Source organism: Pararhizobium sp. DWP1-1-3, assembly GCF_049896125.1.
Classification (GTDB): Bacteria; Pseudomonadota; Alphaproteobacteria; order Rhizobiales; family Rhizobiaceae; genus Pararhizobium.
In genome coordinates this window covers 72,384-93,545 of sequence record NZ_JAFCTR010000004.1, presented here as the reverse complement: position 1 = coordinate 93,545, position 21,162 = coordinate 72,384, and the positions used below count along the sequence as shown (strand labels likewise).

Below are 21,162 nucleotides of genomic sequence, written 5' to 3'. Positions count from 1 at the left end.
TTCAGCCGGCAGCCTTGACCAGGCGCGCGGCTTCGATCTGGCCGATCGCATCGACGACGGCATCGAAGGTCAACATTGTCGAGGCGTGTCGGGCCTTGTAATCCCTGACGGGTTTGAGGAAGCGCATGTCTGCGAAACGGCCGGATGGCCCCTCGCCGTCCGCCTTCAGCATCGCCAGCATGTCTTCCCGCGCCTGACGGATTTCCGAGGATGTGGCGCCGACGACATGGCGGGCCATGATCGAGGATGACGCCTGTCCGAGCGCACAGGCTTTCACCTCATGGGCAAAGTCGGTAACCGTGTTGCCGTCCATCTTCAAGCCGATCTTCACCTTCGAGCCACAGAGCTTGGAATGGGCGCTGGCCTCCGCGTCGGGATGGCTGAGCGTGCCGCTTTTCGGGATATTGCCGGCAAATTCCAGTATCCGACTATTGTAGATTTCATCCATCATTCGACGTGATCCGATGCATTTTGCGCGCTTTCAGGTAATCCGCGCATGATTTTCTATCGTATCTCAGAAAAAAACACAGTGTCTCCATCTGCGCCCCTTCCACATGTATCCCGGCATATTATATGGTATGTCGTGTGGGGGCGACAGGTTCGCAAGAGCGAACAGTTGCCTGTTGTTTGGGAAACCGTGCCGGATGATCCAGAGCCCTTAACCTCTGCAAATCTGAAAGCCCCGGAGCCCGCCGACGGAAACCAGACCTGAAAACGTCAGGTCAATGGCCAATGGCGAGTTGTCCGAAAAGATAAACGTCAAGTAACGCTTGTTACGCCAAGAGGCCATTATGGACGCCATAGTCAAGAATTTTCCCGCTGTGACCACGACTGATGGCCGGCCGAGCCAAAAGGAAGCCGAGGACGCCGTTCGCGTTCTCTTGCGCTGGGCTGGTGACGATCCGGCCCGTGAAGGGCTTCTCGATACCCCTGCCCGTGTCGCCAAGTCCTACAAGGAACTGTTTTCCGGCTATGACCTTGCTGCCGAGGACGTGCTGGGCCGCACCTTCGAGGAAGTCGGTGGTTTCGACGATATCGTGCTGGTCAGAAATCTCGACTTCTTCTCGCATTGCGAACATCATATGGTTCCGATCATCGGCAAGGCGCATGTCGCCTACCTGCCGGACGGCAAGGTGCTCGGCCTGTCGAAGATCGCCCGCGTCGTCGATATTTTCGGGCGCCGCCTGCAGACCCAGGAAACCATGACGGCGCAGATCGCCAAGGCGATCGACGACACGCTGCAGCCGCGCGGCGTTGCCGTGATGATCGAGGCCGAACATATGTGCATGGCGATGCGTGGCGTCCAGAAGCAGGGCTCGACCACTTTGACCACCACCTTTACCGGTGCCTTCAAGACCGAGCCCGCCGAACAGGCCCGCTTCATGACCATGCTGCGGGGCTTCAAATAAGCTCCGTCAACCGGAGCCTTTCCGATGACACTTGAATTCGACCGCCCGTCCACCGACAAGGCGGAACTGGAATCCGGTTCCGCTTTCACGCCCCGTTTCGACACCAATGGGCTGATCACCGCCGTCGTCACCGATGCCGGCGACGGCACGCTTTTGATGGTGGCGCACATGAACGCCGAGGCGTTGGCGCTGACCATTAAGACCGGCATCGCCCACTATTACAGCCGTTCGCGCAAGAGCCTCTGGAAAAAGGGCGAAACGTCCGGTAACCTGCAAACAGTCGAAGAAATCCGCACCGACTGCGATCAGGATGCACTGTGGCTGAAAGTCCGTGTGGCTGGCCATGACGCAACCTGCCATACCGGCCGGCGCTCATGCTTTTATCGTGTCGTCGGCGCCAAGGATGGTGTCACGTCACTCAATATCATTGATACCGAAATTCATTTCCATCCTGACGAGATCTACCGCAAAAATTAATCATCTGACGCTTTTTGGCTCAGCTTTTTGGATGGATTCACGATTTCGCAACCAAACTGGGAGCGTAATCTTGACAAAGAGGATGCGTTCCGCCGGGAACACCCGGCATGCAACGCCATCCTGTAGAGTAAGTTCTTACGGCATGCGCTTGCACAGCAGTAATGCGAGACGTGACGGCCTGTAACAGTGTGTTCTGCGGCATGGAGGTGCCGGATGTTGAACTGGACATTCAATCGTAGCGGTATCACCGCAGATGCCTCAGTGCCCGGCGGACCTTCCCACGCTCTGGCGGCTCCTCCCCCGTCCGAACAAATCAAACCGCCGAAATCCAAGATAGCGCTGGCGCTTGGTGGCGGAGCTGCACGCGGCTGGGCACATATCGGCGTTTTGAAAGCGCTGGACGAGGAAGGTATCGAAGTCGGCATGATCGCCGGAACGTCGATCGGGGCGCTGGTTGGCGGCTGTTATCTGGCTGGAAAGCTCGACGAGCTTGAAACCTTCGCCCGCTCTCTGACCATGCGCCGCATTGCCGGCCTGCTTGATTTCGCCATCGGCGGTGGCGGCCTGTTCGGCGGGCTGCGGCTGACGAAACGCATGCAGGAACACCTGCAGGACATGTCGATCGAAGACCTCGACCGGACGTTCGTGGCTGTGGCGACCGAGGTCAATTCCGGCCATGAAGTCTGGATCGGTCAGGGTTCGCTGATCACGGCTATCCGTGCGTCCTATGCGCTGCCAGGCATCTTCGAGCCGGTCAAATGCAACAATCGCACCTTGATGGACGGCGCGCTGGTCAATCCGGTCCCGGTATCGGTCTGCCGCGCCTACGAGCAGCAGCTGGTCGTTGCCGTCAACCTAAACTATGATCTTTACGGCCGCTCCGCCGTCATCAAGCACAATGCGGGAAGCCATGCGGCCGAGCAGCCGCCGAGGCCGAAGCACCCGGAAGGCCAGGCAGGACGGCTGGGCATGACCAGCGTCATGGTCCAGGCCTTCAACATCATCCAGGATCGTATATCGCGGGCGCGCCTTGCCGGTGACCCGCCGGATCTGGCCCTGCATCCCAAGCTCAACGATATCGGCCTTTCGGAGTTTCACCGTGCCGGAGAGGCGATCGATCGCGGCTATTACGAAACCAAATCCAAGCTCAGCGAATTGCAGCGGCTTCAGGATGTGATGCTGCGATAACACCGGCGTCAAAGTCGGCATCTGCCGCGCGGCCGTTAAGGCAGCGCGGCATTTTTATCAGCCATGGTCAGATCAGCCAGCGATATAGGCCTTGATCTGCGCGGCCTCGTGTTCGATCGCCCGGATATGATGGCGCACGGCATCGCCGATCGAGACGATGCCGACAAGGCGGCCGTTCTTTTCCACCGGAAGGTGGCGGGCGCGCATGTTGTTCATGATCTCCATGATGTCGTCGATGCTCATGTCCTCGGTGCAGCTATGCACTTTCGACCACATGACGGCGGACACGGTCTTGTCGAGGCAGTCGGCACCGAACTTGGCCATGGCGGCAACGACGTCGCGTTCCGTCAAAATGCCGGCGATCTTGTCGCCCGGCTTGACGATGATGACGGCACCGATACGATTTTCACTCAGCAAGGCGACCGCCTGGCGCACTTTTGCCTGCGGATCGACCGTCACCACCTGACGGCCTTTTTCGTTCAATATTGCCTTAACAGACATTCAAACCCTCCCGTTTCAGCGACCTGCATCTGACCGGGATATTGGCGAACCGCATGGGCGCTCCTCGCGCTGCGGTTATGGACCAATTCGCAAGACAGACATCATTCCTGTCGCGTTATCTGCCCATTGGCACCAAACCGAACTCCGCTCGATTCAGCACCTTCGGAGGTGAATGGTGCGCTACAGACCGGCGAAAATCAAGCGTTGTCGGTGACATCGTCAATCTTTCGAAAGGCGGCGACGGTTTAAAAAGCTCAATGGCGCAGATCGAAAAGGCCAAAAAGCAGGAAGCCGAACAGGAAGCCGCCAATATGCGCTTCCCAGGCAATGCCCCCAGCCCCGCCAAAGGCAAAGACGCCGAGGCCGATCAGGAAATTGGTCAGGAACCAGATACCGGTAAAAACCACGACCGAACGGTTCGACAACGCCTCGCCGACGGTCAAGCGGCGGTTGAGATGGGCAAACTGCCTGCTGATGCGGCCGCTGGGAGAAAAGACGAACCGCGCTGCGGCGCCCATCAGGCCGGCGACCACTCCGGAGGCGCCAACGACAAAGATGGTTTCGCCCCAATGGAAAGCCACATGCAGCGCGACTGCGGCGACAGCCGAAAGGCACCAGAAAAGCAGAAAGCGCAACGGTCCGATCCGGCGAATAACCGGGGCGCCGAACGCCACCATCCAGAATCCGTTGAAGATCAGGTGCTCCCAGGAGCCATGTAGCAGGGAATATGTCAGGGGGCTCCAGAGCCAGGCATAATTCTGATCCGCCAGAGGGTGATCATACCGGGCAGGCCAGAACGCGAAGTTCAAGATCACTTCGCTGTCAACCGCAGCCGACAGCAAATAGGTGCGCACAACATGGATGGCCACCAGCAGCGCCAGCATGGCGACAAGACCTGACGGCAGGTTGAAGGCCGGTTCGCTGACCCGCACTGCATTGCCGGCTTCAGCGCCCTGCGGCGGCGTCGCGCCGTCGGTTTGGTCTGTCATGCTGCTCACGATTCCTTCCGCCGGTTCATCCTCAACCGGGCTCACATGTCTCGCTCTATACGATTCACGGTCCCGTCAAAAGCGGCGAGATGCGCGGCACTTGTTCGCATAGCTTGCGGGCGGAAATCAAATCAACAGGATTTGCAAGTTCGAACCCAGATGTTCCGGCGAAAAAAAGGCCGTCCAGTCAAAAACTGAACGGCCGGTGAGCCCCCAAAAAACCCGAGCCCTAAGTCAGTGTGCCGAAGGCAACCCTTCGTGAAGTGATGTCCTGTCATGCCATCGGAGCCGGACGCTTTCAATCTAAACCAAACATTAACCTTAATATCGCGCTGGCACGGAAATCGCAGTGTCATCCCTACGGGCGTGTTTTTGTCCCCGGATGTGCCAAAGCGGCACAAACATGTGTCGAATGGAATGAGAGCATGCGCAGCAAGACCGCCATAGAGATCTACGCCTATTGGGACGAGTTGCGCGGGCATCGCGAGGTGCCGGCCCGCAGCCAGATCGAGCCTGGTCATATTCGCAACATCCTGCCGGATCTCTTCATCCTGGAAAAAACACCGCGTGGCGATATCCGCTTCCGGCTTGCCGGCACGCGCATCTGTGCGCTGTTTGCCCGCGAACTGCGTGGCTCGACATTCGATGCGCTGTGGCTTGCCGACCAAACCGGCCGTCTTGCCCGCATCGCCGGTGATGTGATGGCGCAGAAAACGCCGGTCGTTCTTTCGGCATCATCCCTTGCCGGCACCGCCGACCGTCTGCCGACCGAAATCATCCTTTTGCCGTTGCGGTCACCGGATGGAGCCGTGGACCGGATCATCGGCGCCTTGGTGCCGCTGTCGAGGCCGCTTTGGCTGGAGGCCACGCCTGTCAATTATCTCGATCTTGGCGGCATTCGCGTCCTCGATATCGCCAAGACCAACCTGTTTCTGCAGGACCGGCCGGAAAAGCCCCTGCCCGCCTCCCGCCCGCTGCCGGGCCGCCAACCGATGACCGATCACGGCATCGCAAGCGCCATCCGCCGCGTGCTTCATCTCCGGGTGTTCGAGGGCGGCCGCAGGGATTAATACGGCTCGAATGCAGGCATACAAAAAAACCTTCTGTTAACTGGAAGAAGGTAAAGCTGTGGCTTGGATGGACATCGCACAAGTGTGGTCATGTATTCGTTTCAGCAATCGCAGACGGCCGGCCCCAAGCAGCACAACGAAGGCGCTTTCCAGCGTGTCTCGGTGAACCTGACTGGCCGCCTCATGCTTGCCAACCACGACGAATTCGAATGCACCGCCATCGACATGTCGCCGGGTGACGTGCTGTTCACCTGCGATGCCCGGCCGCGGGCCGGTGAACGCATCATCGCCTATGTCGATCATGTCGGCCGCCTGGAAGGCACGGTGTCACGGCTTGCCGAGAATGCTTTCGTCATCCAGATCAACGCCACCGACCGCAAGCGCGAAAAGCTGGCGGCGCAGCTGACCTGGATTGCCAATAAGCACGAACTGGGCCTGCCGGAGGACCGGCGCCACGACCGTTTGGCGCCGCGCAAGACCCGCACCGATATCACCCTGGAAGACGGCAGCAAATATGTCTGCCGGATCATCGACCTGTCCCTGTCAGGGGCCGCCGTCGATATGGAAACCCGGCTTCCACTCGGCACCGCCATTCTGCTCGGCAGCATGAAGGGCCGCGTCGTGCGTCATTTCCAGGAAGGCGTGGCGATCGAATTCCTCGGAATTCAGTCGCGTGAGGCTCTGCGCGAATTTCTTTAGGTCCGCCGCGCCTTCGCCGGAACGACCGGCGTTGCGTCGGGCACGCCATCAATCCCCCAAACAATAGACGGCACAGGATGGAGCGACAGTGTCAGACCTGCGTGGTCTTTTGCGCCTTCGGACGCGGAGCAGCGTTCGCCTTCTTCTCCTTCTTGTTCCGATTGTATGCCGCAGCCGAACGAATGAGCTCAGTCAGAGCACGCGGATCGATCGTATCACCCTCGAAAACATCGATCGACCACCAGACCTTTCCTGCGAAACCGTTGTTGAACAGATTGTCCGGATCCGGAAGGCTGGCGCCGTGGGAAAAGGTCAGCTTCACTTTCTCCTTATGGGCGTTGCCGACCACCATGTTGCCGTCGCAAGACCAGACCGGGCTTCCCATCCACTTCCATTCCTCGATAATGTCCGGATCAGCTTCGAGAATGGCCTTGCGCAGGCTGGCGAGTGTCGCGCCGCGCCAATCGGTGAGACCGTCAATCAGCGCGTCGATATTTTCCGATGGCGTCATGGTTTCGTGCCTCGACTTGAGCCTGTGCCTGCAGAACAATTCTATCCAAGGACACCGACGCCGGCAACGGCGCACGCACTGGTTAGAGTTGGGCCTCGATCGCCGTCTTGTCGATAACCGACCAGACATTGGCAATCTTGCCGCCTTGGAACTGGTAGAACACGTTCTCGGTGAAGGAGATTCTCCTGCCGTTGACGGGGAGCCCCAGGACCGTCCCTACCGGCGTGCAGTCAAACACCAACCGGCTCGCGATGAAAGGCGGATCCGAGATCAGCAGCTGAATGTTGAACTGCAGGTCCGGAATGTCGCGATAGTCACATTCGAGCATGCTGCGATAACCTGCCAAGCCGATCCGCCGGCCATTACGGCAAGCCTCATCCCCAACGAACCGCCCCAGGTTGGGCCAATCCTGCATGTTCAGACAGGCGATATAGGCTTTGTAGACATCCGAAAGGGCATTTTTCGTCACGGCACCTGTCTCCCGTTTTTCGCGTTGCCGGCCAACAGTCCGGATAGCCAGCGCCGCCCTGCGGTTGATGCGACCCAATATGATACAAATTCTAGCCCAGATCAGTGCCGGTTTGGCGAACACACGATCCAGCCGCAATTTCTCGTGCCGAAATAGAGAATATTTTTTTCCGATTTCCCAGCATTTTTCAGCTTAAATCGGCAGCTGCTTTGGTAAATGAAGTGCAAACGGCTGGTTGCCTCTCTCTTTCGGCATGCGTGGTTGTTCCACGTCGCCGCCGCGATCGTCCTGCGCAGAACGTGGTTTACCTCCTGAAACCAACATGTTCTCCGCGAGATAGATGGTTTCGCCCGGCTTAACGGCATTGAGCCAATACGGGAATTCCTCAAATTTTATATAAGTTTGAATCAAATACATCTCGATATTTATTCAAGTTTAATTTGAATTTTCTACTTATTTCAATTTGTTTTGTACTTTATTTTACTTCCAATTTTCGCGAGCAGTAAAAAACTCGGTGTCATTGTCACTCCAGAACGGGGAGACAAGCATGACAACGACATCATTCCTGAAGGCCAGCCTCATCGGCGCGTTTCTTTCTGCGGCAGCGGCACAATCGGCTTTTGCCCTGCCCGCCAACATGATCACCAGCGGCGCCACCAATCCGCCAGTCGGACACTACGAGTTCTGCCGGAGCCAACCGCAGGAATGCCGCGCCAACCCTGGCAGCGACGGACCTCTGGCCCTCACCCGCGAAGGGTGGAAGAAAATTCTCGAGGTCAACTACGACGTCAACGAATCCGTGGCGCCGCTGACCGACAAGGAAATCTACGGCGTCGAAGAGTATTGGGCCTATCCGGACAAGGTTGGCGATTGCGAAGATTACGTACTCCTGAAACGCAAGCGCCTGTTGCAGGCCGGATTCTCGCCCTCAGACCTTTTGATCACTGTCGTCCTGCAGCCGAATGGCGAAGGCCATGCCGTGCTCACCGTGCGGACCGATCGCGGCGACTTCGTGCTCGACAACATGCGCAACAAGGTGCTGCTGTGGTCTGAGACCGAATACACCTATCTCAAGCGCCAGTCGGAACAGAATTCCGGCCGCTGGGTAAAGCTTCAGGACGGCCGCACCGTGGCTGTCGGTAGCGTCAGCCAGTAAGGCGGCCGCATGCCAGACATTCGCAGCCCGGCTCAGGATGCCCGGGCTGCGCGTAAAAAGGGCTTCGGTCAGTCCCCATCCCCGTCCCAGACCAAGGCCCTGCTGGCCGGTTCCGCTGTCCCCGGAACCGGCCTTTTTCTATTGCCCGAAGCGCAACGGACCATCTGTTGGCAATAACCGGACACTTTTGGCGACGACGGCCGTAACGATAGGCCGGGCCGAAAGCGATCATACCGGCAATGGCGACTTCGGCTGACAGCGGAAAACTTCACCGGTCGGCCATTGTCCCTTCACCCATCGGCCAAGGCCGCGCCGTGGTGCGGCTGATATCCGGCACGAGGAAAGAAGTGCCGAAACCGGCAACAAGCAGAACGAAGAACGCCGCTGCATTCATCGAAAATTAACCATGTTGCGCCAGCGTTACGATGCTTCTTCACTCCGCAAGTTCCGTGCCACCTCCCATGTTTCATACCGGCGCAAGCCAGCCGGGCGACGATACCGCCTGTAACGACAGTAAGACCGCGAACCCTCCATGACAGCCAACTCCGCAGCCGCCGGCCATGACGATCACGCTCCGCTGATCTCCACACGCTTCGTCTCCATGCTGACGGCTGCCGTCGTTGGACTGGCAGCCTTGACGGCAACGATCAGCCTTGCCGGCCGTTGGTATGGAGAAAGCCTGGCGCTGGCCGGGCACACGACCAGCACGGAGCCCACCGATATCCTCATCGGGCAGGATCATCTGCGGATTTCCTCCAATTTCATCCGTTTCGAACAACAGCGCGTGACCGGCCGCGCCGACCGTGTCGATCTCTACCTGACGTGGCCAGGGCTGCAGGGATATACCGACGGGACGCGCGCTCTTTTCAATGATGTCAACAAGCCGCAATCGCTGCTTTTCCTCGATATTTCTCAGAGCACGATGTCACGCGACATGTCGGGGCGGATCGAGCCGATCTACCGGCATCTCTTCAGCGGTAAAATGCTGCCGGGTCCGGCGGGGCTGGTGCGTCACGAGATGAAACAGAACTCCGGCTACGGCCAGGAAGTCTTCTTCACCGCGAACCGGGATGGCGATACGCCTTACGCCGTGCGCTGCATGATGCCGGCAACACCTGCCCTGTCGAGCAGCGCCGATTGCCAGCGCGATATTCACATCGGCCGCGATCTTGTTGTGCTTTACCGGTTTTCCAGCCAATTGCTGCCACAATGGCACGCCATCGACACCGCCATCACAACATTCCTGAACAAAAGACTGGTCCCTTGAATATCCGTCAGCCCCCCCGGTCATCAGCCTGATTTCCCGAACGCAACGCCCGTGGACCGGCTGTACCAAAATGCAAAGAAGACGTCAGACAGCAGAAACCAATCATTCATCATAAACCGATTGGTAACGCTATCCCGATAGAGTTTCGAGAACAGTCGTTTCTGGAGGCCACCCCGGACGGCATCTGTGAAAATAGAATGAAGAGTAGTGTAGTGTCCAAATCCATATTCAACGGCTCCGCTCCATATTCCCCCGTGCTATTTTTCAGGAAGGCATGCCGGGTACTTCTGGTATCGCTGGCCGCCACGTTCACGGCAATTCCCGTCGCCTTTGCCGCGCAATATGCGGGTATCGTGGTCGACGCGAAGACCGGCAAGGTTTTGTACAGCGAAAATGCCGACAGTCTGCGCTATCCGGCGTCGCTGACCAAGATGATGACACTGTATTTGACCTTCGAGGCACTCGAAGCCGGCAAGATCAACAAGAACACGCCCGTTCCGTTCTCCAAGAATGCATCGGCTGAACCGCCATCCAAACTTGGCGTGCGTTCCGGCAATGCGATCACCGTGGAACAGGCGATCCTTGCTCTGGTAACGCGCTCTGCCAATGACGCGTCAACCGCACTCGGCGAGTTGCTCGGCGGCTCCGAAGACCGCTTTGCCCGCATCATGACCAACAAGGCCCGTGCGCTCGGCATGACCCGCACCACCTATCGCAACGCCAACGGCCTGCCGAACGACGCGCAGATGACGACGGCGCGCGATCAGGCCCGGCTCGGCATGGCGCTTCGCCAGCATTTCCCGCAATACTATTCCTATTTCTCCACCCGCAGCTTCCGCTTCGGCAAGCAGACGATCGGCAACCACAACCGCCTGCTTGGCAATGTGCGCGGCGTTGACGGCATCAAGACCGGTTACACCCGGGCTGCCGGCTTCAATCTGGTAACCTCGGCCCAGGCAGACGGCCGCAGCATCGTCGGTGTCGTTCTGGGCGGCAAGTCCGGTGGCGCCCGCGACGCACAGATGCGCGCCCTCGTCGCCAAGTACATGCCGGCCGCCTCGCGCCGTGGCGGTGGCAACCTCGTTGCCGAAACTGCGGATGCACCCACCATGCAGGCGCAGGCTGTGACCCAGCCTGCCGAAACGGAGCAGGCAGAAACCGTCGTTGCCGCCACCGGCGGAAGCTTCAATCTGCCGAACAATGGCCCGGTGCCGGATTTCCGCTACAGCGGCGAAACCACGAAGAGCATCGAAGTTGCCTATGCAGCACCGGTCAAGGCCAGCACCAATCCACTGGTGAGCCAGAAAATCATGCCGAATACGCTGGAAGCACAGAGCCGCAAGCTTGCCAAGGCGGTCCCGGCTGCCGATGTCGATAATCAGATCACCAATTCCGTTGCCAAGCAGGCAACCGAAACGGCTGCAGTCGCCGACAATGCGCCGGCCGGCTGGGTGATCCAGATCGGTGCGACGCCGGACAAGGGCCAGGCGATGACATTGCTTGAAAACGCCAAGGACAAGGGCGGCAAGGTGCTGCGCGGCGCAACCCCCTTCACGGTGGCTTTCGCCAGCGGAGACGGCCATCTTTACCGGGCGCGCTTCGGCGGTTTCTCCGATCAGAACAAGGCTCTATCCGCCTGCAAGACGTTGAAAAGCAAGGGCTTCGCCTGCTGGGCCAGCCTGCAGTAACAACAGCACACAAGTTTCGATCAGCGGCGTGTTGTGTTTACCGCTGATCCTCCTCGGATTTGGTTTTGCGTAACGAGGTTAGTTATGGGAATGAATGAGAATGGATCGGGCATGACGCCCGCACCGGACAAGAAGCGGAAGTCACCGCGGTCCGGCCTGCACCCCTTGCATGAAGCCGCCATGCGGATCGCCGAACTCGGCAGCCGCCCCCGGTCGAAGACCAAGGATCTGGTGACGCTGCTTTTGACGCATGGGGCACGGGCATGGCGCTCGACACAGCCGGACGCACAAATCCATGTGCATGTGACGTCGCCATCCGGCCGCTATCCGATCCGGCTGCGGATCCGGTAACAACGTCATGGAAAACGATCAAAGCCCGGTTCTGCCGGGCTTTTTGCATTTTGATCTCAGCTTTCAGAGGAGGCCGAGTTCAGCCAGTTCGCGGCGCAGGTCGAGCGGCATGTCCGCCGTTCCAGCGCCCAATGCCGACAGATCGCGCGGCGCTTCATTGTCCTGGAGATAGCGCCAGCCCTGAAACGCCCGGCGCGGCTGATAGGTGGTTTCGATGACTTCCGGGCCGAGGATCAGGTTGCAGCGGCCGATGCCCTCGCCGTCGGTGAAGGTTTCGATGCCGGTCAGCCGCTGGCGCGCTTGCACCTGCCCCTTGATCACCCAGTAGAGCGATCCGCCGTCCAGCAGTTCCTCGACACGCTTCGGCACCATGCGCGTGGTGTGGTAGGAATGCGGCTGCAGACCGGCGGCAACGGCCGTGAATGCTTTGCGCGACACCCATTCGCGGAGGTCGTCAATCGATTCTGCGCCGACGCAGAGCTTGATGAGATGCAAGGCCATGGCCGGAGTTGAACACCCGCAAAGCGGTTGCGGTCAAGCTTGTTCTCGACCGTTCCACAGATCGGTGCCCGTCAGCACTCGACAACGTTGACCGCAAGGCCACCCGTCGACGTTTCCTTGTATTTATCGTGCATGTCGACACCGGTCTGACGCATCGTCTCGATGCAGGCGTCGAGCGGCACGAAATGCTGACCGTCGCCTTTGAGCGCCAGGGAGGCTGCCGTAACGGCCTTGACCGCCCCCAGCGCGTTGCGCTCGATGCACGGAACCTGGACGAGACCGGCGATCGGGTCGCAGGTCATGCCGAGATGATGTTCCAGCGCGATTTCGGCCGCATTCTCGATCTGCTCCGGCGTTCCACCCATGACGGCGGCAAGACCGGCCGCCGCCATGGCAGACGCCGAGCCGACCTCTCCCTGACAGCCGACTTCGGCACCGGAGATCGAGGCATTGAACTTGATGATGCCGCCAATCGCAGCCGCCGTCAGCAGATAGTCGCGAATGCCGTGATGATCGGCATCCTCATGAAAATGCAGGTAGTAGCGGATCGTCGCAGGAACGACGCCGGCGGCGCCATTGGTCGGCGAAGTGACGACGCGGCCGCCGGCCGCATTTTCCTCGTTCACCGCCATGGCGTAAACACTCAGCCAGTCGTTGGCGAGCAGGGGATTGATCTTGTTGGAGCGCCACTCGTCCTGCAGCTTGTCATGGATCATGCCGGCGCGGCGGCGCACCTTCAAGCCACCGGGCAAGATTCCGGAACCTGTCAGTCCACGGTCGATACAGCTTTTCATCGCGGCCCAGATGCGGTCGAGGCCTTCGTCCAGATCCTCCGCGGACATCGAACATTCCTCGTTCGCACGCTTCATCTGGGCGATCGACAGGCCGGAATGCCGTGCCATATCGAGCATCTGCTTTGCGGTTGAGAAAGGATAGGGAACCTTGACGCCGCCCGGCTTGGTCTTGCTCGCCTTCATCGCTTCAAGTTCCGTATCGGTAACGACGAAGCCGCCGCCGATCGAATAATAGACGCGCTTCAACAGCAAACGTCCGTCCTTGTCGAAGGCGGAAAAAGACATGCCATTGGCATGACCGGGCAGCGGCACCTTCTTGTCGAAGACAAGATCGGTCTTTGGCTGGAATTCGTACGCAGGATGCCCGGCAGGGGTGATGCGCCCGGTGCGCTCGACTTCGTCGATGATCGGATCCATCCGGTCGGGATCGACACGGTCCGGGCGCTCGCCCATCAGACCGAGGATCACCGCCCTGCCCGTTCCATGGCCGATGCCGGTAAAGGCCAGCGAACCGTGCAGGCTCGACTTGATCGAGGTGACGGTGGCATTGACGGGGCGCGGCCAGTCGCTCGACAGGATCAGGTCGAGAAAGCGGTTCGCCGCCGACATCGGGCCCATCGTGTGCGAACTGGAGGGGCCGATACCAATCTTGAAGACATCAAAAACCGAAAGAAACATGCGAACTCCGCCCCGGGACTGCTGGACCGGACAAGATTGCCGGACCACGATCATTGCATCGAAACTAGGCCATACTGCGCTGGCCATCAGGCGATCAACCGACATCCACTCGCATGCGTGCGACACGGGCGGTTGCTGGGTGGCTGTAGCACGATTCCTCGTTGATAAGTCGCCATGCCCGGCTATGGATTTCAAGGGGCGGGGTAAACTTTCGCGATACCTTGCAATTTCGGCAAAGCATGCCAAAAACGAGGCATGACACTGACAGACTATATCGCATTGGCGGTCTTTGCGCTGCTGTGGACCGGTTACAACTGGGCCACGGACGGCAAGGTGCAACTCAAGCGCATCTCCCTGACGCGCCTGATGATGGAGAACCGCCGGCGCTGGCTGCTCAACTCCCTCAATCGCGACCTGAAGATGATCGACACGCAGATCGTCGCCGGACTGCAGGCGGGAACCGCTTTCTTCGCCTCGACGACGATCTTTGCGCTGGGCGGCTGCTTTGCGCTTCTGGGCGCCACCGACCAGGTCCAGGCGATCATGAGCGACCTGCCCTATGTGTTCCATGGCGGGCGCACGGCGTTCGAATTGAAGGTCGGCGGCCTTGCCTGCCTGTTCGCCTACGCCTTCTTCAAATTCGCCTGGTCCTACCGCCTGTTCAATTATTGCTCCATTCTCGTCGGCGGCATTCCGATGATGTCGGACATCATGCAGGATCGCGAAGGCGCCGAACGGGCCGCCGGACGGGCCGCCAGGATGAACATTCTTGCTGCCAAGCATTTCAATGCCGGCCTGCGCAGCGTCTTCCTGTCGATCGGCTATCTCGGCTGGTTCATCAGTCCCTATGTCTTCATCGCATTGACGGTCTTCGTCATTTTCGTGTTGACCCGCCGGCAATTCTATTCGGAAGCGCGCGAAGCCCTTCTTGACGACACAAACCCCTGAAAGTCTTGGGCGGAAAGACCCTGCTATGCGTTGCGCCTGACGCAAGCTCGCCGCGCTATGATCCCGCCATTCGAAAAGATAGAGCCATGTCCATACCCAACGCAGCCACCGAAACCGACACCGTGACGGCACCGCCGGTCGCCACAGAACGGCGTGGCCGCATCTGGGCGATCGATGCGCTGCGCGGATTTGCGCTGATCGCGATGGCGACCTATCACTTCTCCTGGGATCTCGAGTATTTCGGCTATCTCGATCCGGGAACCGTCGGCACCGGCGGTTTCAAGATCTACGCACGGATGATCGCCAGCAGTTTCCTGTTTCTGGCAGGCATCGGCCTTGTGCTTGGCCATTATCCGGTCTTCAAGCCCCGGCCCTTCGCCATCCGCTTTGCCAAGATCGCCGCAGCCGCGCTGGTCATCACCATCGCGACCTGGTTTGCCTTTCCCGACAGCTTCATCTTCTTCGGCATCCTGCATTCGATTGCCGCGGCAAGCCTGATCGGTCTCCTCTTCCTGCGCCTGCCCGCCATCCTGACGCTTCTCGCTGCCGCTGCAGCATTTGCGGCACCATTCTACCTGCGCTCGGACATTTTCGACACGCCGGCACTCTGGTGGGTCGGACTGTCGGAGATACTGCCGCGCTCCAACGATTACGTGCCGCTGCTTCCCTGGCTGGCACCGTTCCTTGTTGGTATCGCCAGCGCCCGCATTGCGCTCCGCTTCGGGTGGTTTGAAAAACTGCGTTCCGATGGCAGCGCGCGTTGGAAAACGATCCTGACTGCCGCCGGCCGTCACAGCCTGATCATCTACCTGGTGCACCAGCCGCTGTTGTTTGCCCTTGTCTTTGCCTATTCCCTGGTTTTCCCGGCGGCCAAGCCCGATCCGGTCGAGACTTATCGAAACAATTGCGTGGCCTCCTGCAGCCTGCAGGAAAACGCGGCGCTCTGCACCACCTTCTGCGGCTGCACACTGGACAAGCTGATGGAAGAGAACCTCTTCGAGCCGCTGAACGAAGGCAAAATCGACGTCAAGACGGATGAGCGCATTGCGCGAATCGCCCGGCAATGCACCATGGAGTCACAACCCAAGGAATAGGATATGAACGCCTATCGCGCCAAGCCGCTGACCTACCCCTGGCCTCCATTTCTCTATATGGCGGCGTTTGCGGGGGCGGTCGGCTTGGGGCGGACATTGCCGATCGCGGTCATGCACGGCCATGGATGGGTTCCCTGGCTGTCGGGCTCGCTGTTGATCATCCTGGCCGTCTGTCTGGATGTCTGGGCGGTGAAGACATTGATCGAACGGCGCACGGCGGTGATGCCGCATCGCTGTTCGTCGCATCTGGTCACCTGCGGACCGTTCCATTTCACCCGCAATCCGATCTATCTCGGCTACACCTTGATGATGGTCGGCTTCGGCCTGATCACGCTCAATCCCTGGTTCTTCATCATGGCCAGTGCTGCCGTTGCGATCATGACGCTGTTTGCCGTCCGCAACGAAGAGCGGCATCTCCTGTCGCGCTTCGGCTTCGAGTTCGAACGCTATTGCCGCACCACCAGCCGGTGGATCTGAACCCACCGGCCTCGATACGTTACGGCTTCAGTTACCAACAACACCCTTGTCGTCGCGCGTGATGACGATCAGAGACGGGCGCGCCGGCATGCCATCGGCAAAATCCGGCCAGGCGGTTCCGGCGTCGGCGATCGCCGTTGCATCTTCATTGTCGGCCAATCGCAGTTCACCCGGATGCTGTATGGAGACGAAGACAGCCGTGCCATCCGGCGTGAAGGTCGGCGAACAGCACTCTGAGCCGACCGGGGCGATGTAGAATAGTTTTGGCAACGCCCTGCCCGGTCCCTCGGTGTCCATCACATACAGCGAATCGGCGATGCCTTCCGGCGGCGGGCCATCGGTGGTCACCCAAAGCCGTCCAGCCGGATCGACGCCGAGATTGTCGGGATCGGTAAACCAGCCCGACGCTGTCGTCGCAGGATTGAACATCGCCTCATCCTCGGGCTTTGCCGGATCGCCGCAAAGTACAAAGACATCCCATGTGAACGTGTCGGCGGCATGATCCGGCTTGTCCGGCGCACCCGGCGGAACGAGTTCGAGCAGGTGTCCATGCGGATTTGGTCCGCGCGGATTGGCTATATTGACGGTTTCACGCTCGCCGCCCTTGCCAGCGGCCAGCCGGTCCTCGTTTTCGGTCATTGCAACGTAGAGCTTTCCCGTACCATGATGCGGCACGAAGCCTTCGGGCGCATCCATCGGCGTCGCACCAACCAGATCGGCTGCAGCGCGGGTATTGAGCACGACATCGGCCTGCGTGGCAAAACCTGCCTCCGCCGTCAGAGGCCCCTGTCCTGCCACCAGCGGCAACCAGACCATGGTTCCGTCGCTTGCGAATTTGGCGACGGACAGGGTTCCATTATCGAGCAGGTCCTTGTTAGCCGCCCGGTCTGCCGGGTTCCAGGGATCGCGGGTGACGAAGCGGTAGAGATATTCGAAATCGTCGTCATCGCCCATGAACACCACGACGCGGCCATCCGGCGCCACCGTCACCTGCGCACCCTCATGCGTCATGCGGCCGAGCGACGTGCGCTTCACCGGTTTTGCCTCAGGATCGAACGGATCGATCTCGACCACCCAGTCAAACCGCATCCATTCGTTCGGCTCTTCCTCGAACTTGAAACGTGGATCGACGCGGCTGACCGCGTAGATGTCGTTCTCGTCTTCGTCCCAGCCCTGCCGCTCCACCAGTTCCTGATTGGGCAGCGTCTTGTAATCGCCGGCAAAGACGTCCATCGCGCCTTCTTCGCCCGACAGCATGGTGCCCCAGGGCGTGATGCCGCCATTGCAGTTGGAGATCGTGCCGAAGACTTTTTTTCCGGTCGGGTCGGCCTTGGTCTTCAGGCGGTCGTCGCCGGCAGCCGGGCCGGATATGTCCATCTCCGTGCCCATATGGATACGGCGATTGTATTTGCTGTCGAGAACGATCTTCCAGTCCCTGCCGGTCTTTGCCACCTCAAAGACGCTGATCCCGAGACAGCCCATCAAGGCGCGGATCTGGTCGTCGGTCAGTTTTTCGCGATAATCCTCATCGGTGAGGCCCGGAAACATCAGGAATGGCGAGGCATATTCGTGACTGACGACCATCAGGCCGTGGTCCGACGATGCCGAGCCCTGCGGCAGCGGCAGGAACTGCGTGAAATCGTTGTTATAGCCGAACTGGCGCTCCGCCGCCTTGCCGTCGAGACTGGCAATGTCGAACGCGGGGCTATCGGGAAACAGCGCATCACCCCAGCGGGCAACAATCTGGCGGCTGTAACCTTCCGGCCAATGATCGGCGGTATCGCGGACCCGCTGCAATTCCTTGAACGTCAATGTTGATGGACTTGCGGCCTGCACAGGCCGTGCCGAAAAGCCATGGCCGACGGCGGCGATGGCGGCGGATCCGAAAAGGCCTTTGAGCACCGTGCGGCGATTGACACCCTCGGCAAGAATTTCACCGTAGGATGAAGAAAACGCGCGGCGTGGGTTCGGCCGGGCGCGGGTTTTCTGGCGGTCTGACATGAAAGCCTCCGATTTCTGTAACGAAGGCGATATGGCATGCAGCCGTGAACGTGCTGTGACGCACAAGACTGCGCCTCTGGGCGGCTGCGTTCGGTTTAGCTGGTTTTACACTCGAACCAGCAAGAGCCCCAGATGATCAGGTGCCGACGCCGATTTCGGCCAGACGGGTCAGGCAGGCCTCCTCGACATTGCCGAGTTCTTCCAGCGTTTCCTCGATGTCCTTGCGCTTCTGGTTGAGTTCGTCGCGCTTCTCTTCGACACGCTTCATGAGCAGGCGCAACTGACCGGCCTCGCCCGGCGGATCCCGGTAGACCTGGATGATTTCGCGGATTTCGGCGATGGTGAAACCGATACGGCGGCCGCGCAGGATTTCCATGATCAGGCGGCGGTCCGCCGAGCGGAACAATCGTGTCCTGCCGCGCCGCTCCGGATGGATAAGCCCCTCGTCCTCATAGAAGCGCAGAGTCCGGGTCGAAACTCCGAATTCCCGCGTCAGCTCCGTAATGGTATAATACTTGTTCACGCCTGCCTCGCCTTGCGCCGCAATTGCGAAAATCGGGCGACATACGCCTGATAGTGCCACTGCGGTTGAAGTGTCGCACCGGTGCAAGGCCAGATATCAGGCTGCAACGATGTCAAAAGGCAGCTTGGTTGACTTTGACGTAAAAGTCAAACTTTGCCAGACCGTCAGGTGACGCGAAACCACCAGGTGGCAAGCCCCAGAAACGCGAAAAAGCCGGTGACATCCGTGACCGTCGTGACGAAAACCGCCGAAGAGACAGCAGGATCGGCGCCAAACCGGTCAAGCAGCAGCGGGATCATGATGCCGGCAAGCGCCGCAGCAATCATGTTGATCAGCATCGCAGCCGCGATGATGCCGCCGATATTGTAATCCTGGAACCAGGCACCGGCGACGACACCGATCAGCACGCCAAACAACAGCCCGTTCAACAGGCCGACACCGGCCTCACGGCGAACGATGCGCCAGGCATTGTGAATATCGAGATCGCGGGTGGCAAGCGCGCGCACGGTGACAGTCATCGTCTGCGAGCCGGCATTGCCGCCCATGCCGGCAACGATCGGCATCAGCACGGCAAGCGCAACGATCTGCTGGATTGTCGCCTCAAACAAGCCGATGACCGAAGCGGCGAGAAATGCCGTGAAGAGATTAACCAGAAGCCATGGCACGCGCGAGCGCGACGTGCTGCCGATCGAATCGGACAGCTCTTCGTCGCCGACACCGCCAAGCCGCATCAAGTCTTCTTCGGCTTCCTCCTGGATGACGTCGACGACGTCGTCGATGGTCAGAACGCCGACCAGGCGGTTGTTCTCGTCGACCACGGCGGCTGACAGAAGGTCATATTGTTCGAACAGCTGCGCCGCCTCTTCCTGGTCCATCTCGGCCGGCACCGGATGGTTGGTCTCGCGCATGATCGTCTCGATCTTGACCGAGCGCTTGGTGCGCAGCACGCGGTCGAGATCGAGCGCGCCGAGCAACTTGAAGGTCGGATCGATGACGAAGATCTGGGTAAAACTCTCGGGAAGGTTTTCGTCCTCGCGCATGTAGTCGATGGTCTGGCCGACCGTCCAGAATGGCGGCACCGCGACGAACTCCGTCTGCATGCGGCGACCGGCCGTGCTTTCGGGGTAATCGAGAGACCGCCTCAGCCGCACCCGCTCGGTAAACGGCAGTTTCGACAGGATCTCTTCCTGATCCTCCTGGTCGAGGTCCTCCAGAATGTAGACGGCGTCGTCGGAATCCATTTCCCCGAGCGCTGCGGCGATCTGCTCGTTGGGCAGGTGTTCGACGATATCGAGACGGATCGCCTCATCGACCTCGGTCAGCGACGACAGATCGAAATCGTCACCCAGCAGCGAAACCAGCGCCCGGCGCTGATCCTGCTGTATCGCCTCCAGGAGGTCGCCCATTTCGGACGCGTGCAGGCGCGCAACGTGCTGGCGCAGGTAGAGAAGATCGCGATCGGCAATGGCAGCACCGACATGCATCAGATAGTCGGAGCGCACCGAACCGTCTTCGGCGTAGATATCCGAGCCGTCATACATATCGGCGTCGGGGGAATTGCGGTCTCTGTCCTGGTCGCCGGTACTGCTCATGTGCCTGCCCTCAAAAGAATTGCAGCCATCCAAGACGCCGGCGTGAAACCGGACGGGAGCAGGAAGGCAATGTCATCGACCGGTGGACGCAGCCCGCTTGAAGATCCGAACCGCCCAATCCTGCTAGCTGAACAAACCCGTGAGGTCCACAACCCGATACGCTGCTACTCTGATCGTATCGCCGTTTTTGCGCAAGCTGTTGCAAAATCATGCGAAATGTTTAGCTCTGGCGGATTGAAAAGCGATGGAGGCAACCCTTGTCCCGACGACCGATCCTGCGTTTTCCAGATCCCCGGCTCTCCATGCCTGCCGGTGCCGTGGTGCAATTCGACGCGGCGCTGGCGGCAGACCTGCTCGACACCATGCGCGCAGCGCCCGGCATCGGCATCACCGCGCCGCATATCGGCGTGCTGCAACGCCTGGCCGTCATCGAGCTCGATGCTCCGTCCGGCACAAAAATCTACGTCAACCCGGAAATCACATGGTCATCGACTGAAACCACAGCGCATGCGGAGGGCAGCGTCTCGATGCCGGGAGTAACGGAAGACGTTATCCGGCCGAGCCAGGTGCGCGTGCGCTATCAGACGTTACGTGGTGAGGTGAAGGAAGATGACGCCGACGGCTTGTTGTCCATCTGCCTTCAGCACGAGATCGACCAACTCGACGGCGTCTTCTGGCTGCAAAAACTGTCGCGGCTGAAACGCGACCGGGCGATCAAACGCTTTGCAAAACTGGAGAAAAACAGCGATTAGGCCGGAACCGCCGCTCTATTCCCGGCC

At 59.6% G+C, this 21,162-nt stretch carries 25 protein-coding genes; 13 read left to right on the top strand and 12 right to left on the bottom strand.

Annotation, left to right across the window (positions count from 1 at the left end):
• Position 1: 1 nt before the first annotated feature.
• Entirely contained in the window at positions 2-451 is a 450-nt protein-coding gene (locus tag ACP7BS_RS11505; RefSeq protein ID WP_426238217.1) for an iron-sulfur cluster assembly scaffold protein, read from the bottom strand.
• 340 nt (positions 452-791) lie between these two features.
• On the opposite strand from ACP7BS_RS11505, the gene folE reads away from it, so the two are divergent.
• The 3 genes from folE (at position 792) to ACP7BS_RS11490 (ending at position 3,074) form a co-directional block, all read left to right on the top strand.
• On the top strand, positions 792-1,409 hold the full coding sequence (gene folE, locus ACP7BS_RS11500; RefSeq protein ID WP_426238216.1) for a GTP cyclohydrolase I FolE: 618 nt from the start codon (positions 792-794) through the stop codon (positions 1,407-1,409).
• 24 nt (positions 1,410-1,433) lie between these two features.
• Positions 1,434-1,886 carry a phosphoribosyl-AMP cyclohydrolase gene (hisI, locus tag ACP7BS_RS11495; RefSeq protein WP_426238215.1) on the top strand — a complete coding sequence of 151 codons (453 nt, stop codon included), beginning with the start codon at positions 1,434-1,436 and terminating at the stop codon, positions 1,884-1,886.
• Between the two features lie 213 nt (positions 1,887-2,099).
• Positions 2,100-3,074, top strand: a complete 975-nt coding sequence (locus ACP7BS_RS11490; RefSeq protein ID WP_426238214.1) for a patatin-like phospholipase family protein — start codon at positions 2,100-2,102, stop codon at positions 3,072-3,074.
• A 72-nt stretch (positions 3,075-3,146) separates the two neighbouring features.
• Here ACP7BS_RS11490 and ACP7BS_RS11485 read toward each other — a convergent pair whose 3' ends face one another.
• Positions 3,147-3,575, bottom strand: a complete 429-nt coding sequence (locus tag ACP7BS_RS11485; RefSeq protein ID WP_426230105.1) for a CBS domain-containing protein — start codon at positions 3,573-3,575, stop codon at positions 3,147-3,149.
• 254 nt (positions 3,576-3,829) lie between these two features.
• Positions 3,830-4,564 (bottom strand): rhomboid family intramembrane serine protease, encoded by a 735-nt coding sequence (locus tag ACP7BS_RS11480; RefSeq protein WP_426238213.1) that lies wholly within the window; start codon positions 4,562-4,564, stop codon positions 3,830-3,832.
• Positions 4,565-4,989: 425 nt separating this feature from the next.
• Here ACP7BS_RS11480 and ACP7BS_RS11475 point away from each other — a divergent pair, with 425 nt between their 5' ends.
• Both ACP7BS_RS11475 and ACP7BS_RS11470 read left to right on the top strand, forming a co-directional pair.
• Entirely contained in the window at positions 4,990-5,634 is a 645-nt protein-coding gene (locus ACP7BS_RS11475) for a PAS domain-containing protein (protein WP_426238212.1), read from the top strand.
• Between the two features lie 90 nt (positions 5,635-5,724).
• On the top strand, positions 5,725-6,333 hold the full coding sequence (locus tag ACP7BS_RS11470; protein ID WP_426230102.1) for a PilZ domain-containing protein: 609 nt from the start codon (positions 5,725-5,727) through the stop codon (positions 6,331-6,333).
• A 91-nt stretch (positions 6,334-6,424) separates the two neighbouring features.
• Here the strand turns inward: ACP7BS_RS11470 and ACP7BS_RS11465 are convergent, their stop codons facing one another.
• The 3 genes from ACP7BS_RS11465 to ACP7BS_RS11455 form a co-directional block, all read right to left on the bottom strand.
• Entirely contained in the window at positions 6,425-6,844 is a 420-nt protein-coding gene (locus ACP7BS_RS11465; RefSeq protein WP_426238211.1) for a DUF1801 domain-containing protein, read from the bottom strand.
• Between the two features lie 82 nt (positions 6,845-6,926).
• Positions 6,927-7,313: an ester cyclase gene (locus ACP7BS_RS11460; RefSeq protein ID WP_426238391.1), complete on the bottom strand. Its 387-nt coding sequence runs from the start codon at positions 7,311-7,313 to the stop codon at positions 6,927-6,929.
• A 192-nt stretch (positions 7,314-7,505) separates the two neighbouring features.
• Positions 7,506-7,730, bottom strand: coding sequence for a hypothetical protein (locus tag ACP7BS_RS11455; RefSeq protein WP_426238210.1), 225 nt, complete (start codon positions 7,728-7,730; stop codon positions 7,506-7,508).
• Positions 7,731-7,860: 130 nt separating this feature from the next.
• On the opposite strand from ACP7BS_RS11455, the gene ACP7BS_RS11450 reads away from it, so the two are divergent.
• On the top strand, positions 7,861-8,469 hold the full coding sequence (locus ACP7BS_RS11450) for a transglutaminase-like cysteine peptidase (RefSeq protein ID WP_426238209.1): 609 nt from the start codon (positions 7,861-7,863) through the stop codon (positions 8,467-8,469).
• 268 nt (positions 8,470-8,737) lie between these two features.
• Here ACP7BS_RS11450 and ACP7BS_RS11445 read toward each other — a convergent pair whose 3' ends face one another.
• Positions 8,738-8,863, bottom strand: a complete 126-nt coding sequence (locus ACP7BS_RS11445; RefSeq protein ID WP_426238208.1) for a hypothetical protein — start codon at positions 8,861-8,863, stop codon at positions 8,738-8,740.
• Between the two features lie 138 nt (positions 8,864-9,001).
• Here ACP7BS_RS11445 and ACP7BS_RS11440 point away from each other — a divergent pair, with 138 nt between their 5' ends.
• The 3 genes from ACP7BS_RS11440 (at position 9,002) to ACP7BS_RS11430 (ending at position 11,775) form a co-directional block, all read left to right on the top strand.
• Positions 9,002-9,736 (top strand): hypothetical protein, encoded by a 735-nt coding sequence (locus ACP7BS_RS11440; protein WP_426238207.1) that lies wholly within the window; start codon positions 9,002-9,004, stop codon positions 9,734-9,736.
• Between the two features lie 197 nt (positions 9,737-9,933).
• Positions 9,934-11,424 carry a D-alanyl-D-alanine carboxypeptidase gene (locus ACP7BS_RS11435; protein ID WP_426238206.1) on the top strand — a complete coding sequence of 497 codons (1,491 nt, stop codon included), beginning with the start codon at positions 9,934-9,936 and terminating at the stop codon, positions 11,422-11,424.
• Positions 11,425-11,508: 84 nt separating this feature from the next.
• Entirely contained in the window at positions 11,509-11,775 is a 267-nt protein-coding gene (locus tag ACP7BS_RS11430; protein WP_060505114.1) for a hypothetical protein, read from the top strand.
• A 63-nt stretch (positions 11,776-11,838) separates the two neighbouring features.
• On the opposite strand, the gene ACP7BS_RS11425 is transcribed toward ACP7BS_RS11430, so the two are convergent.
• Together ACP7BS_RS11425 and ACP7BS_RS11420 are read right to left on the bottom strand one after the other, a co-directional pair.
• Positions 11,839-12,276, bottom strand: a complete 438-nt coding sequence (locus ACP7BS_RS11425) for a DUF1489 family protein (RefSeq protein ID WP_426238205.1) — start codon at positions 12,274-12,276, stop codon at positions 11,839-11,841.
• A gap of 71 nt (positions 12,277-12,347) precedes the next feature.
• A complete protein-coding gene (locus ACP7BS_RS11420) occupies positions 12,348-13,748 on the bottom strand; it encodes an L-serine ammonia-lyase (RefSeq protein ID WP_426238204.1) in 1,401 nt (466 codons plus the stop codon).
• A gap of 255 nt (positions 13,749-14,003) precedes the next feature.
• Here ACP7BS_RS11420 and ACP7BS_RS11415 point away from each other — a divergent pair, with 255 nt between their 5' ends.
• From ACP7BS_RS11415 to ACP7BS_RS11405, 3 genes are all read left to right on the top strand, one after another.
• Complete coding sequence (locus ACP7BS_RS11415; RefSeq protein ID WP_426230095.1) at positions 14,004-14,696, top strand: DUF599 domain-containing protein; 693 nt, start codon at positions 14,004-14,006, stop codon at positions 14,694-14,696.
• Positions 14,697-14,782: 86 nt separating this feature from the next.
• Entirely contained in the window at positions 14,783-15,790 is a 1,008-nt protein-coding gene (locus ACP7BS_RS11410) for a heparan-alpha-glucosaminide N-acetyltransferase (protein ID WP_426238203.1), read from the top strand.
• A 3-nt stretch (positions 15,791-15,793) separates the two neighbouring features.
• On the top strand, positions 15,794-16,267 hold the full coding sequence (locus ACP7BS_RS11405) for a methyltransferase family protein (protein ID WP_426238202.1): 474 nt from the start codon (positions 15,794-15,796) through the stop codon (positions 16,265-16,267).
• Positions 16,268-16,294: 27 nt separating this feature from the next.
• On the opposite strand, the gene ACP7BS_RS11400 is transcribed toward ACP7BS_RS11405, so the two are convergent.
• From ACP7BS_RS11400 to mgtE, 3 genes are all read right to left on the bottom strand, one after another.
• Positions 16,295-18,268 (bottom strand): PhoX family protein, encoded by a 1,974-nt coding sequence (locus tag ACP7BS_RS11400; RefSeq protein ID WP_426238201.1) that lies wholly within the window; start codon positions 18,266-18,268, stop codon positions 16,295-16,297.
• A gap of 136 nt (positions 18,269-18,404) precedes the next feature.
• Positions 18,405-18,791 carry a MerR family transcriptional regulator gene (locus ACP7BS_RS11395; protein WP_060638414.1) on the bottom strand — a complete coding sequence of 129 codons (387 nt, stop codon included), beginning with the start codon at positions 18,789-18,791 and terminating at the stop codon, positions 18,405-18,407.
• Between the two features lie 164 nt (positions 18,792-18,955).
• Positions 18,956-20,383 (bottom strand): magnesium transporter, encoded by a 1,428-nt coding sequence (gene mgtE, locus ACP7BS_RS11390; protein ID WP_426230091.1) that lies wholly within the window; start codon positions 20,381-20,383, stop codon positions 18,956-18,958.
• Between the two features lie 257 nt (positions 20,384-20,640).
• Here mgtE and ACP7BS_RS11385 point away from each other — a divergent pair, with 257 nt between their 5' ends.
• On the top strand, positions 20,641-21,135 hold the full coding sequence (locus ACP7BS_RS11385; protein WP_426238200.1) for a peptide deformylase: 495 nt from the start codon (positions 20,641-20,643) through the stop codon (positions 21,133-21,135).
• Positions 21,136-21,162: the final 27 nt, after the last annotated feature.

Bases quoted from the DNA above. Each gene is read 5' to 3' on its own strand.
- ACP7BS_RS11505 (WP_426238217.1), bottom strand. From the start codon at position 451: ATGATGGATGAAATCTACAATAGTCGGATACTGGAATTTGCCGGCAAT.
- folE (WP_426238216.1), top strand. From the start codon at position 792: ATGGACGCCATAGTCAAGAATTTTCCCGCTGTGACCACGACTGATGGC.
- hisI (WP_426238215.1), top strand. From the start codon at position 1,434: ATGACACTTGAATTCGACCGCCCGTCCACCGACAAGGCGGAACTGGAA.
- ACP7BS_RS11490 (WP_426238214.1), top strand. From the start codon at position 2,100: ATGTTGAACTGGACATTCAATCGTAGCGGTATCACCGCAGATGCCTCA.
- ACP7BS_RS11485 (WP_426230105.1), bottom strand. From the start codon at position 3,575: ATGTCTGTTAAGGCAATATTGAACGAAAAAGGCCGTCAGGTGGTGACG.
- ACP7BS_RS11480 (WP_426238213.1), bottom strand. From the start codon at position 4,564: ATGACAGACCAAACCGACGGCGCGACGCCGCCGCAGGGCGCTGAAGCC.
- ACP7BS_RS11475 (WP_426238212.1), top strand. From the start codon at position 4,990: ATGCGCAGCAAGACCGCCATAGAGATCTACGCCTATTGGGACGAGTTG.
- ACP7BS_RS11470 (WP_426230102.1), top strand. From the start codon at position 5,725: ATGTATTCGTTTCAGCAATCGCAGACGGCCGGCCCCAAGCAGCACAAC.
- ACP7BS_RS11465 (WP_426238211.1), bottom strand. From the start codon at position 6,844: ATGACGCCATCGGAAAATATCGACGCGCTGATTGACGGTCTCACCGAT.
- ACP7BS_RS11455 (WP_426238210.1), bottom strand. From the start codon at position 7,730: ATGTATTTGATTCAAACTTATATAAAATTTGAGGAATTCCCGTATTGG.
- ACP7BS_RS11450 (WP_426238209.1), top strand. From the start codon at position 7,861: ATGACAACGACATCATTCCTGAAGGCCAGCCTCATCGGCGCGTTTCTT.
- ACP7BS_RS11445 (WP_426238208.1), bottom strand. From the start codon at position 8,863: ATGAATGCAGCGGCGTTCTTCGTTCTGCTTGTTGCCGGTTTCGGCACT.
- ACP7BS_RS11440 (WP_426238207.1), top strand. From the start codon at position 9,002: ATGACAGCCAACTCCGCAGCCGCCGGCCATGACGATCACGCTCCGCTG.
- ACP7BS_RS11435 (WP_426238206.1), top strand. From the start codon at position 9,934: ATGAAGAGTAGTGTAGTGTCCAAATCCATATTCAACGGCTCCGCTCCA.
- ACP7BS_RS11430 (WP_060505114.1), top strand. From the start codon at position 11,509: ATGGGAATGAATGAGAATGGATCGGGCATGACGCCCGCACCGGACAAG.
- ACP7BS_RS11425 (WP_426238205.1), bottom strand. From the start codon at position 12,276: ATGGCCTTGCATCTCATCAAGCTCTGCGTCGGCGCAGAATCGATTGAC.
- ACP7BS_RS11420 (WP_426238204.1), bottom strand. From the start codon at position 13,748: ATGTTTCTTTCGGTTTTTGATGTCTTCAAGATTGGTATCGGCCCCTCC.
- ACP7BS_RS11415 (WP_426230095.1), top strand. From the start codon at position 14,004: ATGACACTGACAGACTATATCGCATTGGCGGTCTTTGCGCTGCTGTGG.
- ACP7BS_RS11410 (WP_426238203.1), top strand. From the start codon at position 14,783: ATGTCCATACCCAACGCAGCCACCGAAACCGACACCGTGACGGCACCG.
- ACP7BS_RS11405 (WP_426238202.1), top strand. From the start codon at position 15,794: ATGAACGCCTATCGCGCCAAGCCGCTGACCTACCCCTGGCCTCCATTT.
- ACP7BS_RS11400 (WP_426238201.1), bottom strand. From the start codon at position 18,268: ATGTCAGACCGCCAGAAAACCCGCGCCCGGCCGAACCCACGCCGCGCG.
- mgtE (WP_426230091.1), bottom strand. From the start codon at position 20,383: ATGAGCAGTACCGGCGACCAGGACAGAGACCGCAATTCCCCCGACGCC.